The 12,153-nt window shown below is 58.3% G+C and carries 13 protein-coding genes; 9 read left to right on the forward strand and 4 right to left on the reverse strand.

Translation table 11 applies throughout. The annotated features are described in order from the left end of the window. Positions 1–36 precede the first annotated feature (36 nt). From AC58NV_RS15275 to AC58NV_RS15305, 7 genes are all read left to right on the forward strand, one after another. On the forward strand, positions 37–492 hold the full coding sequence (locus AC58NV_RS15275) for a CopD family protein (protein WP_497227881.1): 456 nt from the start codon (positions 37–39) through the stop codon (positions 490–492). Positions 493–665: 173 nt separating this feature from the next. Further along, entirely contained in the window at positions 666–1,937 is a 1,272-nt protein-coding gene (rho, locus tag AC58NV_RS15280) for a transcription termination factor Rho (RefSeq protein ID WP_174145217.1), read from the forward strand. 30 nt (positions 1,938–1,967) lie between these two features. Then, positions 1,968–3,254 carry a tRNA uridine-5-carboxymethylaminomethyl(34) synthesis GTPase MnmE gene (gene mnmE, locus AC58NV_RS15285; protein ID WP_497227882.1) on the forward strand — a complete coding sequence of 429 codons (1,287 nt, stop codon included), beginning with the start codon at positions 1,968–1,970 and terminating at the stop codon, positions 3,252–3,254. Between the two features lie 13 nt (positions 3,255–3,267). Further along, positions 3,268–5,142, forward strand: a complete 1,875-nt coding sequence (gene mnmG / locus AC58NV_RS15290) for a tRNA uridine-5-carboxymethylaminomethyl(34) synthesis enzyme MnmG (protein WP_497227883.1) — start codon at positions 3,268–3,270, stop codon at positions 5,140–5,142. Beyond that, on the forward strand, positions 5,139–5,756 hold the full coding sequence (gene rsmG / locus AC58NV_RS15295) for a 16S rRNA (guanine(527)-N(7))-methyltransferase RsmG (RefSeq protein ID WP_497227884.1): 618 nt from the start codon (positions 5,139–5,141) through the stop codon (positions 5,754–5,756). The genes mnmG and rsmG overlap by 4 nt, the downstream gene beginning before the upstream one ends. Further along, on the forward strand, positions 5,749–6,558 hold the full coding sequence (locus AC58NV_RS15300; protein WP_366660420.1) for a ParA family protein: 810 nt from the start codon (positions 5,749–5,751) through the stop codon (positions 6,556–6,558). Before rsmG ends, AC58NV_RS15300 begins: the two co-directional genes overlap by 8 nt. Positions 6,559–6,584: 26 nt before the next feature. Continuing rightward, entirely contained in the window at positions 6,585–7,478 is an 894-nt protein-coding gene (locus AC58NV_RS15305) for a ParB/RepB/Spo0J family partition protein (RefSeq protein WP_497227885.1), read from the forward strand. Here AC58NV_RS15305 and AC58NV_RS15310 read toward each other — a convergent pair. Genes AC58NV_RS15310 through rph form a run of 4 tightly spaced genes read right to left on the reverse strand, consistent with a single transcriptional unit; the run spans position 7,468 to position 10,297 of the window. Further along, the gene (locus AC58NV_RS15310; protein WP_366660423.1) at positions 7,468–7,821 is read right to left on the reverse strand and encodes a YbaN family protein; all 354 of its coding nucleotides are present in this window, start codon (positions 7,819–7,821) and stop codon (positions 7,468–7,470) included. The two genes, AC58NV_RS15305 and AC58NV_RS15310, sit on opposite strands and share 11 nt — an antisense overlap. A gap of 4 nt (positions 7,822–7,825) precedes the next feature. Next, positions 7,826–8,980 carry a radical SAM family heme chaperone HemW gene (gene hemW / locus AC58NV_RS15315; protein WP_497227886.1) on the reverse strand — a complete coding sequence of 385 codons (1,155 nt, stop codon included), beginning with the start codon at positions 8,978–8,980 and terminating at the stop codon, positions 7,826–7,828. After that, the gene (gene rdgB / locus AC58NV_RS15320; protein ID WP_497227887.1) at positions 8,973–9,587 is read right to left on the reverse strand and encodes an RdgB/HAM1 family non-canonical purine NTP pyrophosphatase; all 615 of its coding nucleotides are present in this window, start codon (positions 9,585–9,587) and stop codon (positions 8,973–8,975) included. Before rdgB ends, hemW begins: the two co-directional genes overlap by 8 nt. Further along, positions 9,584–10,297, reverse strand: coding sequence for a ribonuclease PH (gene rph, locus AC58NV_RS15325; RefSeq protein ID WP_174145232.1), 714 nt, complete (start codon positions 10,295–10,297; stop codon positions 9,584–9,586). The genes rdgB and rph overlap by 4 nt, the downstream gene beginning before the upstream one ends. Before the next feature lie 142 nt (positions 10,298–10,439). On the opposite strand from rph, the gene hrcA reads away from it, so the two are divergent. After that, positions 10,440–11,504, forward strand: a complete 1,065-nt coding sequence (gene hrcA / locus AC58NV_RS15330; protein WP_366660429.1) for a heat-inducible transcriptional repressor HrcA — start codon at positions 10,440–10,442, stop codon at positions 11,502–11,504. Between the two features lie 9 nt (positions 11,505–11,513). Further along, positions 11,514–12,074, forward strand: a complete 561-nt coding sequence (locus AC58NV_RS15335; RefSeq protein WP_497227888.1) for a nucleotide exchange factor GrpE — start codon at positions 11,514–11,516, stop codon at positions 12,072–12,074. Positions 12,075–12,153 lie beyond the last annotated feature (79 nt).

Genomic DNA, 12,153 nt, shown 5'->3' on the forward strand with positions numbered 1-12,153 from the left:
ATTAGGGTGGTCCGAACTGACCCGGGAGAACAGCCCATGGACCTGAGCGATCTGATGTTCACGCTCTACCCATACGCCAAGTCACTGCACATCATGGCCGTGCTCAGCTGGATGGCCGGTCTCTTCTATCTCCCGCGTCTGTTCGTGTATCACGTGGAGCAAGCTGAGAATGTGCAAGAGGCAGTGCCGATTTTCCTGACTATGGAAGAGAAGCTCCTCCGCATCATCATGCGCCCAGCCATGTATGTGTCCTGGGCCGCCGGGCTGTTCATCGTTCTGACGCCCGGAATCGTCGACTGGAGCTATGTCTGGCCCTGGACCAAGGGTGTCTCGGTGATTGCCATGACCTGGTTCCACCATTGGCTGCTGTTCCGCTATCGCGACTTCAAAGAAGGGCGGAATACCCTCACCGGTCGGCAGTTCCGGATGATGAATGAGGTGCCGACAGTACTGATGGCGGTGATTGTAGTCTCGGTCATCTTCAAATTCTGACGCAGCCGCGCTGCAATGGGGCCTGCAAGGGCGGAACGCTTGCAGCCGGCGTTTGACTCATCTGAAACGAGTCCCTATGTATGGCTCTCAGCGGGCCCGTCCGGGCATTCGTGTTTTCCTAACCTGTCGTGTGACCGACCCCCGGGTAAGCGGGGAGTAGAGGCCGTATCTATATGACCGTTCAATCCCTGAATCTGTCCGATCTCAAGGCGAAGAGCCCCAAAGCGCTGCTGGCGATGGCTGAGGAGCTGGAGATCGAAAACGCCTCGACCATGCGCAAGGGCGAGATGATGTTCCAGATCCTGCGGGAACGCGCGGACGAAGGCTGGGATATCGGCGGCGACGGCGTGCTGGAAGTGCTGCAGGACGGATTCGGCTTCCTGCGCTCGCCCGAGGCGAACTACCTGCCCGGTCCGGATGACATCTATGTTTCCCCTGACATGATTCGCCAGTATTCCCTGCGCACCGGCGATACCGTCGAAGGCCAGATCAAGGCGCCGCTGGAGACTGAGCGTTACTTTGCGCTGACCAATGTCACCAAGATCAATTTCGAGGAGCCTGAAAAGGCCCGTCACAAGATCGCCTTTGACAACCTGACACCGCTCTATCCGGATGAGCGCCTGAAGATGGAGATCGAGGATCCCACCATCAAGGACCGTTCCGCCCGTGTGATCGACCTGGTGGCCCCCATCGGCAAGGGCCAGCGCTCGCTGATCGTGGCGCCGCCGCGCACCGGTAAAACGGTGATCCTGCAGAACATCGCGCATTCGATCGAGAAGAACCATCCTGAGTGCTACCTGATCGTTCTGCTGATTGACGAACGTCCGGAAGAGGTGACCGACATGCAGCGCTCGGTGAAGGGCGAGGTCGTGTCCTCCACCTTCGACGAGCCGGCGACCCGTCACGTTGCAGTGTCCGAAATGGTCATCGAAAAAGCCAAGCGCCTGGTGGAACATAAACGAGATGTCGTGATTCTTCTTGACTCAATCACAAGACTTGGTAGGGCCTTTAACACCGTGGTCCCGTCCTCGGGCAAGGTTCTGACCGGTGGCGTCGATGCAAACGCCCTGCAACGCCCCAAGCGCTTCTTTGGTGCGGCCCGGAACATCGAAGAGGGCGGCTCGCTCACCATTATCGCCACCGCGCTGATCGACACGGGCTCGCGCATGGACGAGGTGATCTTCGAAGAATTCAAGGGCACCGGCAACTCGGAGATCGTGCTGGACCGCAAGATTGCCGACAAACGCGTGTTCCCGGCGATCGACATTCTCAAATCGGGCACCCGGAAAGAGGACCTGCTGGTCGACAAGGGCGACCTGGCAAAGACCTTTGTGCTGCGCCGGATCCTGAACCCGATGGGCACCACCGACGCTATCGAGTTCCTGCTTTCGAAGCTGAAGCAGACCAAGTCGAACTCCGAGTTCTTCGACTCGATGAACACCTGATCCGGGCCGGCAAGAGAGAAAGGCCACCCCATGGACACGATCTTTGCGCTGGCCTCCGCTCAAGGGAAGGCCGGGGTCGCGGTGATCCGCGTCTCCGGTCCGCTTGCGCTTGACGCCGGCGCGGCGCTGTGCGGCGGTGATCTGCCGGCGCGGGGTTCCAGCCTGCGGGTTCTGAAAGACGAATCAGGTGAGCGTCTTGATGAAGCCCTGGTTCTGAGTTTCACTGCTCCAAACAGTTTCACCGGTGAAAATACCGTTGAATTTCAAACACATGGAAGCACGGCAGTCGTTTCAGCGGTTCTTGATTCGCTGGGGCGAATCGACGGTCTGAGAATGGCTGAACCGGGTGAATTCACCCGCCGTGCGTTGGAAAACGGTAACTTGGACCTGGCTCAGGTTGAGGGCCTTGCCGATCTGATTGATGCGGAAACCGAGGCACAGCGCAAGCAAGCTCAAGCCATCCTCGCCGGCGGCTTGGGGCAGCTGGCTGAAACCTGGCGGGCAAATCTGATCCGGGCAGCATCCTTGATCGAAGTAACCATAGACTTCGCTGATGAGGAGGTACCGGTTGACGTAACACCGGAAGTTTCGGAGCTTCTGGCGGATGTTCAAGCCGGCCTCGAAAGGGAGACCGCGGGCGTCAAAATAGCCGAACGGATACGCAGCGGGTTCGAGGTAGCCATTGTCGGAGCTCCTAATGTTGGAAAATCCACTCTATTGAATGCGCTGGCCGGCCGGGAGGCCGCGATCACATCGGAATACGCCGGCACCACCCGCGACATTATCGAAGTGCGCATGGATTTGGCCGGCTTGCCTGTTACTTTGCTGGATACGGCCGGCTTGCGGGACACTGAAGATCATGTAGAGGGTATCGGAATTGCCCTTGCGCGAAAGCGGGCTGAAGACGCTGACTTGCGCGTGTTTCTCGCGGAAGACCATGAAGTCCTGGACGTGGAAATGCGCACGGGCGACATCCGGCTGCGTCCAAAGGCGGATCTGCGTTCCGACCAGGTGAATTCAGTCTCGGGCCGGTCAGGGCAGGGGGTCGACCAATTGGTTAACCATGTTTCCTCAGTTCTCAAGACGCGCTCCGCGCAGGCGGGTATTGCCACGCGCGCCCGTCACCGGGATGCGATGCTGTCTGCTTTGGCCAGTCTGACGGAGGCACAGGACATCCTGCAGCGCGGACCGGGGTTTTATGATATAGCGGCCGAAGAAATGCGATCGGCGATCCGAGCCCTGGAAATGCTGGTTGGCCGGATCGGGGTTGAAAATCTCCTGGATGAGATTTTCTCTAGTTTCTGTCTGGGAAAATGAAGGAGTGTTTCACGTGAAACATTCATCTTATGACGTGATTGTGGTCGGCGGCGGTCACGCCGGTACAGAAGCCGCCCATGCATCAGCAAGAATGGGAGCCGCGACTGCGCTGGTGACCCTGGAACGCAGTGGTATCGGTGTAATGTCCTGCAACCCGGCAATCGGCGGATTGGGCAAAGGCCATTTGGTCCGGGAGATTGATGCGATGGATGGCGTCATGGGCCGGATTGCTGACCTCGCGGGCATTCAGTTCCGATTGCTGAACCGCCGGAAGGGGCCTGCTGTGCAGGGACCGCGCGCGCAGTCAGACAGAGCTATTTATCGACAAGAGATGCTTCGCTTGACGGAAAGTCAGCCGAACTTGGATATTGTTGAAGGAGAAGTAACAGATTTCCTGATGAGCGGGGACACTGTTGCCGGCGTGACATTGGCAGACGGCAGCGAAATTGCGGCCAAATCAGTTGTTCTGACTTCGGGAACCTTCTTGCGCGGTGTCATTCACATTGGTGATGTTTCAAGGCCCGGCGGCCGGATGGGGGACAAGCCTTCAGTAAAACTGGCCGAGCGTCTTGACGGCTTTGAGCTGCCGCTTGGCCGGCTGAAGACCGGCACGCCACCCCGGCTGGACGGGCGCACCATCAACTGGGATGGCCTTGACGCACAGCCGGGTGACGACAATCCAGTCTTCTTTTCGTTCATGACTAAGTCTTTAAGCGCAAAGCAGGTGTCATGCGGTATTACGCATACCAATGCCAAAACCCATGAGATTATCCGGCAGAACCTGGAACGCTCCGCGATGTATGGCGGTCATATCGAAGGCGTAGGGCCTCGGTACTGCCCGTCTATTGAAGACAAGATCGTTCGGTTTGCGGAAAAGGACTCCCACCAGATTTTCCTTGAGCCAGAAGGTGTGTCCGACCACACGGTATACCCCAATGGCATCTCCACCAGCCTGCCTGTGGATGTTCAGGAGGACTATGTCCGTTCGATCGTTGGCCTGGAGAGAGCCGACATACTGCAACCGGGCTACGCGATTGAGTACGACTATGTGGATCCGCGCGCGCTCCAGTTGGATCTGTCTCTAAAGGACGTTCCAGGACTATACCTTGCAGGGCAAATTAACGGCACAACCGGCTATGAAGAAGCGGCCGCGCAAGGACTCGTCGCCGGCTTGAACGCGGCGCGTCGGGCCAGGGACGCCGGACCGGTGACCTTCAGCCGGTCAAACAGCTACATCGGTGTGATGATCGATGATCTGACGACCAACGGTGTCACGGAACCTTACCGGATGTTCACCTCAAGAGCGGAATTCAGACTTTCCTTGCGGGCCGATAATGCAGACCAAAGACTAACCCCGATTGCGATTGATCTGGGCTGCGCCGGCGAGGAACGCCGGGCGGCGTTTTTGCAGAAAAGCGAACAGCTGACCTCAGCCCGGCAGACGCTGGAAGCTCAAACATTCACTCCGAAACAGGTCGCAGAAGCAGGGATCCGCGTCAATCAGGATGGTAACAGGCGGTCCGGCCTGGATGTTCTGGCATTTCCGGATGTCAACTTTGAGGATGTGATTGAGCTAATGCCAGAGTTGGATAGCGTGACTCCGGAAATTCGTCGCCAAATGGAGCGCGATGCCTTGTATGCAAATTACATTGCGCGGCAGGAGCGGGAAATTTCCGTGATGAAGCGTGATGAAGGCCATTTGATCCCTAAGGGTTTTGTCTATGGCGAAATTGACGGTCTTTCCAAGGAGCTTCAGCAAAAGCTTTCGCGGGCTTGTCCGGAAACCCTGGCGCAAGCGGCCCGGATCGACGGCATGACGCCGGCAGCACTTGCGCTGATCCTGGCCCGGCTCCGCAAGGAAGGGACCAGGCAGGAGAAGACTGCATGAGTGGCAAGGCCCTCCTCGATCGGCTCAATGTTTCACGTGAAACAATTCAACGGCTCGAGATCTTTGATAGCGTTATTCGAAAATGGAACCCGAAGATCAACCTGGTGTCCCGGTCCAGCCTTGACCAGTTATGGACTCGCCACATAGCGGATTCCGTACAGGTCTTCCGCTGTGTCGAGACGCCGGGGCACTGGGTGGATATCGGAAGCGGCGGGGGGTTTCCCGGACTTGTGATCGCGCTACTTGCCGCCGATGAGGCGCCTGAAATGCGGGTAACGCTGATCGAGAGTGATCAGCGTAAATCGGCCTTTCTTCGCAGCGCAGCCAGGGAGTGCAGTGCATCAATTACGGTGTTGAGCGAGCGGATTGAAAAGGCTCCATCGCAGCTGGCGGATGTGTTGTCCGCACGGGCACTCGCAGGCTTGGATGATCTTCTCGGTTTTGCAGAGCGCCATCTTGCTGCCGATGGCGTTGCTGTTTTCCCGAAAGGGGAGAACTGGAAAAAAGAAGTGGATAACGCGCGGCAGCGATGGCGGTTTGAAGCTGAAACGGCTAAAAGTTTGACTGAGCCAGAAGCAGTAATCCTGAAAATCAGGGGAGTTGAACGTGTCTGATTATTCCCGCCCGGAGGGGCCTCGTATCATCGCGGTCGCAAATCAGAAAGGCGGGGTAGGGAAGACAACAACAGCCATCAACCTTGCCGCAGCACTGGTCGAATGCGGGCTGCGGGTTCTGGTTGTTGATCTGGATCCGCAGGGGAATGCCTCGACAGGTCTAGGGATTGAACCGTCAGACCGGGATCTGACGACCTATGATCTCCTCGTCGAGGATGCTTCCCTGTCAGATGTTATCCGGCAGACGGAAATTGAAGATCTCTGCATCATTCCGGCAACCGTTGACCTTAGCTCTGCGGACATCGAGCTGTTCACCAATGAGAAGCGTAGCTTCCTGCTGCATGATGCTCTGCGTCAGACGGCAATGGATGAATATGATTGGGACTATGTTCTGATTGATTGCCCGCCGTCTCTGAACCTTCTGACCGTTAATGCAATGGTGGCAGCCCATTCTGTACTGGTGCCATTGCAGAGCGAATTCTTCGCCTTGGAAGGCGTGACGCAGCTTATGCTGACGATTCGTGAAGTGCGGCAGTCTGCGAATCCGGGTCTGAGGATAGAGGGGATCGTTCTGACCATGTTTGACCGGCGTAATAACTTGTCCCAGCAGGTGGAGCAGGATGCGCGGGATAATCTGGGAGATCTTGTGTTCCAGACGAAAATCCCACGCAATGTGCGTGTCAGCGAGGCACCTTCCTACGCGCAGCCGGTCTTGAACTACGACACAAACTCCCTGGGCGCACAGGCATACCGCGCCTTGGCGGAAGAAATCCTGAATAAGCATCACAAAATAGCGGCGTAAATGCAGAACACTGACCGGAGGCGACCATGGCAGACAAGAAAACAAAACCACGCGGGCTTGGCCGGGGATTGTCGGCGTTGATGGCGGATGTGAACCCTGCGCCGGTGAGCACGCAGGCTGAGGCGCCGCGCAACGCGGAAGTTCTGGTGCCTATCGAGAATGTCGTTGCAAACCCCAACCAGCCGCGGCGTCAGTTTCTGCAGGAAGATCTTGATGACCTAACGGCGTCCATCAAGGAAAAGGGGGTTCTGCAGCCGCTGATCGTGCGCCCCAGATCTGGTGGCAAATTTGAGATTGTTGCCGGCGAACGCCGCTGGCGGGCGTCTCAAGCAGCGCAGCTGCATGAAGTTCCGGTACTGATCCGGGATTATTCCGACTTGGAAATGATGGAAGTTGCCATCATTGAAAACATCCAGCGCTCGGATCTGAACGCCATGGAAGAGGCGCAGAGCTACAAGCAGCTTATGGAGAAGTTTGGCCACACGCAGGAGAAAATGGCGGAGGCGCTTGGCAAGAGCCGCAGCCACATTGCTAACCTCGTGCGCTTGCTGCACCTTCCGCAGGATGTTCAGATCCTTGTCCATGAGCGTAAGCTGTCGGCCGGCCACGCGCGTGCACTGATTACTTCAGACAATGCTTCCGAACTGGCGGCGAAAATCGTTAAGGGCGGCTTGTCCGTCCGGGCAACTGAAGCCTTGGTCAAGAAGGACGCGGCTGGGATTCAGACGGGCGGGGCGAAGAAGTCTAGGAAAGCGCCAGAGAAAGACGCAGACACCCGGGCACTTGAGGGTGATTTGTCCGCAATGCTGAAGATGAAGGTCTCGATTGATCATAAGCCTGGAGGAGAGGCCGGCGCGGTGACGATCAATTACGAGAACCTGGATCAGCTGGACGAGTTGTGTAATCTTCTCAGCCGTTAGGGCGAGTCCAAATAAAGACAAGGACAGCTGACAAAACTACTGCCTGAATGCCTAGGACATGTCCGGGGGCGCCAAGCAGCAGAGAAAGGCCAAAGACGGCGGCAATTGAGACAGTTGCCGCCTTTTTTGCGCCTGGACGGATCGCCCCGTGATCGCGCCAGTCCATAATCATCGGACCAAAGACGTTGTGAGCGACAATCCAGTTGTGCAGGCGCTCAGAAGAGTTGGCAAAGAAGAAGGCAGCGAGGAGCAGGAAGGGAACTGTTGGCAAGAGTGGGAGGACAATTCCGATGACGGCCAAGGCTACGCAAAACAGTCCCAAGCCGGCATAGAGGAAACGCATTTCTTCAATCCATCAAGAGTTCACGGAGGACCGCATTCAATACCGCGCGGCCTTGATCCGTCGCACGAAGCCTTTGGTCAGAGATAGTGATCATGCCCATTTCTACAAGATCTTCCAGCCGGTCTTTGGGTAGTTTTTGACCCAAGCGCTGACTAAATCGCACCATATCCAGACCTTCGGACAGGCGCAAACCCATCATAAGGTATTCAGCCGCAGCATCTTCCCTGCTTAGCAGCTCGCGCAGGGATTCACCGCTGCCTTTGCTCACCGCATTCAGCCAAGCCCCGGGTGCCAGATGGGTTTCGGTGGCGTAACGGTGGCCATTCAAGGTCAGTCTCCCATGAGCGCCGGGGCCGATGCCGGCATAGTCGCCATAGCGCCAGTAGATCAGGTTGTGCCGGGACTCGGCGCCTGGTTTGGCGTGGTTTGAGATTTCATAGCCGGCCATGCCAAAGCCGGCGCAGATCTCCTGGGTGGCGTGGTACATGTCCGCGGCGGTGTCATCTTCTGGCAGGCCGCGCAGTTTGCCGCGGGCATACCGGTCGCCGAAGGCGGTGCCCTCTTCGATGGTAAGCTGATAAAGAGACAGGTGGTCGATCGCCATTGAGAGCGCTTCGCGCAGCTCTGCTTGCCAAGCCTTCAATGTCTGTCCCTGGCGCGCGTAAATCAGGTCAAAGCTTACCCGGTCAAAACACATTCGGGCTATGTCAAACGCGGCCTTGGCTTCAGTGACGCTGTGAATGCGGCCGAGCCGGCGCAGATCCTCGTCATTCAGAGCCTGGATGCCCATGGAGACCCTGTTGACCCCGGCATCGCGGAAGCCTGCAAAGCGGCCGGCCTCGACGGAACCCGGGTTAGCCTCAAGAGAGATCTCTATGTCGTTGGCAAAAGGCCAGATTTCACGTGCCTTTTCGATGACTGCGGCCACTGTATCAGGCTGCATCAGGGAGGGGGTGCCGCCGCCGAAGAAGATGGAGTTCAGAACCCGGCCTGAGAGCTGTTCCGAGAGTCTGTCAAGTTCGCTGAGATAGGCCCTAACCCATATCTTCTGATCAATTTTTGCGGAAACATGGCTGTTGAAATCGCAATAGGGGCATTTGGCCTGGCAAAAAGGCCAATGCACATAAAGGCCAAAGCCCCCATTGCGCCAGTCATCCACCGAAACAGCCTTGGACAAACTGAGCGACAGCCTTGCCGCGATGGCTGATCTTGTTTTTCTCTGCGGGATCCATCTCGGCGCAGGTGATGCCGTAGCCGTCCGGCTGGAACATCGGGTCGTAGCCAAATCCGTGTTTGCCACGGATTGGCCAGACCAGCTGACCCGTCATAACGCCCTCGAACACCTCGTCATGGCCGTCCGGCCAGGCGATGACCAGGGTGCAGCGGAACTGGGCGGTGCGGGGAGAATCGGCGCCGGCTGCGGTCAGCTCGTCATTGGCGCGGGTCATCGCCAGTTTGAAATCGCGGCCACTCGGCGTTTCCGCCCAGTCCGCAGTGTGGACGCCGGGAGCGCCGTTCAGCGCGTCGATGGTTATGCCGGAATCATCAGACAGAGCCGGCAGGCCGGTACCCTTGGCGGCGGCATGAGCTTTGATGCGGGCATTGCCGACAAATGTGTCTTCGGTTTCCTCGGGTTCCGGCAAGTTCATCTCTCCGGCGCCAACGACCAGCACACCGAAGGGTGCAAGGATCTCGGCGATCTCCTTCAGCTTGCCTTTGTTGTGGGTGGCGACAAGCAGCTTACCGCCTTCCAGTTTGCGGGTCATTTGCTGGCGGCCTTCTGCATCTCTGCCAGCTCGGAGGTGCCTTTGGCGGCCAGGTCCATCAACTGGTTCATCTGATCGCGGGAGAAGACGGAACCTTCCGCAGACATCTGCACTTCGATCAGCTTGCCGGAGCCGGTCATGATGAAGTTGCCGTCCACACCGGCTTCGGAATCCTCAGGGTAATCCAGGTCCAGCACCGGCTGGCCGGCATAGATGCCACAGGACACGGCGGAAACCGGATCCATCAGCGGGTCGATCTGCACGTCGCCGGCCTTCATCAGCTTGTTCACCGCCAGACGCAGGGCGACCCAGCCGCCGGTGATCGAGGCGCAGCGCGTCCCGCCATCGGCCTGCAGCACGTCGCAGTCGATGGTGATCTGCCGTTCGCCCAGGGCGACACGGTCGACGCCGGCCCGCAGAGCGCGGCCGATCAGACGCTGGATTTCAACGGTGCGGCCACCCTGCTTGCCGGAGGCAGCCTCGCGGCGCATGCGGGTGTTGGTGGCGCGCGGCAGCATGCCGTATTCGGCGGTGACCCAGCCCAGGCCGGTGCCCTTGATGAACGGCGGCACGCGGTCTTCGATGGTGGCAGTGCAAAGGACGTGGGTATCGCCCGCCTTGATCAGGCAGGAGCCCTCGGCGTGTTTGGTGAAGCCGGTCTCGATCGAGACAGGGCGCATTTCATTCAATTCTCGTCCTGAGGGTCGCATGGCACATCCTTTTGCTGTTGGCTTGGGATATCCCCCGGACGCGGGGCTATGCAAGCCCGATTGACCTTTTCCCGAAGTGCTCTTTAATGACATTTTGGCGCTGGGTTCCTATGTTTAGACCGGAAGAAATGCTGGTAGGCTGATGAGCGATCCGAACAACATTCTGAAGGACCTGAATGACCGCTCCCGGGACGTGTTCCGGGCGGTGGTGGAAAGCTATCTGGAGAGTGGCGATCCAGTGGGAAGCCGCACGCTGACCCGGTCGCTGAGTGAAAAGGTCAGTGCGGCCACGGTGCGCAACGTGATGCAGGACTTGGAATACCTTGGCCTGCTGGACAGTCCCCATGTGAGCGCAGGACGGGTGCCCACGCAGATGGGCCTGCGGATGTTTGTTGATGGTTTGCTAGAGGTTGGTGACCTTAATGCAAAGGACCGCGAGAAGATTGACGCGACGCTTGGCAGGAACGCAGGCGACGTTGGCGGCATGCTTGACCGCGTTGGTGCGGCGTTGTCGGGCGTGACGCAGGGCGCCTCCCTGGTTCTGACACCCAAGCACGAAGCTGAGATCCGCCACATCGAATTTGTCTCTCTGGCCCATGACCGCGCTCTGGTGGTTCTGGTGTTTTCCGACGGGCATGTGGAGAACCGGCTGTTTACCCCGCCGCCAGGGCAGACACCCAGCTCGATGCGGGAGGCCGCGAATTTCCTGAATGCGCTGATTGAAGGCAAGACACTGAGCGAGGTTCAGCGGCAGATCCAGCGGGAGATTTCAGCGCGCAGGCAAGAAATAGACAGCCTTGCACACGCAATGATTGAAAGCGGGCTGGCGGTCTGGGAAGAGGAAGGCAGCGAACAGGCCCGGCTGATTGTGCGGGGACGGGCGAATCTTCTGGCAGAGACCGGCGCCGCGGAGGAGCTGGAGCGTATCCGCACGCTGTTTGACGACCTGGAGCGCAAGCGGGACATCGCCGAATTCCTTGAACTGACTGAGGAAGGCGAGGGCGTGCGCATTTTTATCGGGTCGGAGAACAAACTTTTCTCACTTTCGGGTTCCTCTTTGGTGGTGTCTCCCTATATGAACGCGGATCGAAAGATCATCGGTGCGGTTGGGGTGATTGGCCCGACGCGCCTGAATTACGGACGGATTGTGCCGATCGTGGACTACACGGCACAGCTGGTCGGCAAACTGTTGTCCGACCGGAGTTAGAGGTGAAACATGGCAGAGCTCAAGGACGAAGACTTTCTGGATGACATCGCCGCGGCCGAGGCTGAAGAGCTGGCTGCGCAGACCGAGGAATTTGATGATGCCTCGCTGGAAATCGATGCGCTCCGGGCTGAACGGGATGAGCTGAAAGACCGCTTTATGCGGGCGCTGGCGGATGCGGAAAACGCCCGCAAGCGGGGCGACAAGGCACGCCGTGAGGCAGAGAACTATGGCGGGTCGAAACTGGCCCGCGACATGCTGCCGGTCTATGACAACATGAAGCGCGCGATTGAAGCGGCCACTGACGAGCAACGCGAGGTGTCCGCCGCCCTGATTGAGGGCGTGGAATTGACCATGCGTTCGCTGCTTGGCGTGTTTGAAAAGCACGGAATCCGGATTGTGTCGCCCGAGGTTGGCGACAAGTTCGACCCGCAGGTGCATGAAGCGATGTTCGAGGCGCCGGTGCCGGGCACCAAGGCGGGCGACATCATTCAGGTGTCTGCGGAAGGTTTCATGCTGCACGATCGCCTGCTGCGCGCAGCGCAGGTTGGCGTGTCTTCCACTCCTGCATAAGAGAATGTGCCTTTGCGGGCGCTGCCTCCGGCGGGAGTACTTTAGGCAAGATGAAAGAGCGGTCCTAGGCGGGGCCGCT

The organism is Leisingera sp. ANG49, assembly GCF_059694505.1.

Bases quoted from the DNA above. Each gene is read 5' to 3' on its own strand.
- AC58NV_RS15335 (WP_497227888.1), top strand. From the start codon at position 11,514: ATGGCAGAGCTCAAGGACGAAGACTTTCTGGATGACATCGCCGCGGCC.
- hrcA (WP_366660429.1), top strand. From the start codon at position 10,440: ATGAGCGATCCGAACAACATTCTGAAGGACCTGAATGACCGCTCCCGG.
- rdgB (WP_497227887.1), bottom strand. From the start codon at position 9,587: ATGACCCGCAAACTGGAAGGCGGTAAGCTGCTTGTCGCCACCCACAAC.
- AC58NV_RS15310 (WP_366660423.1), bottom strand. From the start codon at position 7,821: ATGCGTTTCCTCTATGCCGGCTTGGGACTGTTTTGCGTAGCCTTGGCC.
- AC58NV_RS15275 (WP_497227881.1), top strand. From the start codon at position 37: ATGGACCTGAGCGATCTGATGTTCACGCTCTACCCATACGCCAAGTCA.
- rsmG (WP_497227884.1), top strand. From the start codon at position 5,139: ATGAGTGGCAAGGCCCTCCTCGATCGGCTCAATGTTTCACGTGAAACA.
- mnmE (WP_497227882.1), top strand. From the start codon at position 1,968: ATGGACACGATCTTTGCGCTGGCCTCCGCTCAAGGGAAGGCCGGGGTC.
- AC58NV_RS15305 (WP_497227885.1), top strand. From the start codon at position 6,585: ATGGCAGACAAGAAAACAAAACCACGCGGGCTTGGCCGGGGATTGTCG.
- rph (WP_174145232.1), bottom strand. From the start codon at position 10,297: ATGCGACCCTCAGGACGAGAATTGAATGAAATGCGCCCTGTCTCGATC.
- rho (WP_174145217.1), top strand. From the start codon at position 666: ATGACCGTTCAATCCCTGAATCTGTCCGATCTCAAGGCGAAGAGCCCC.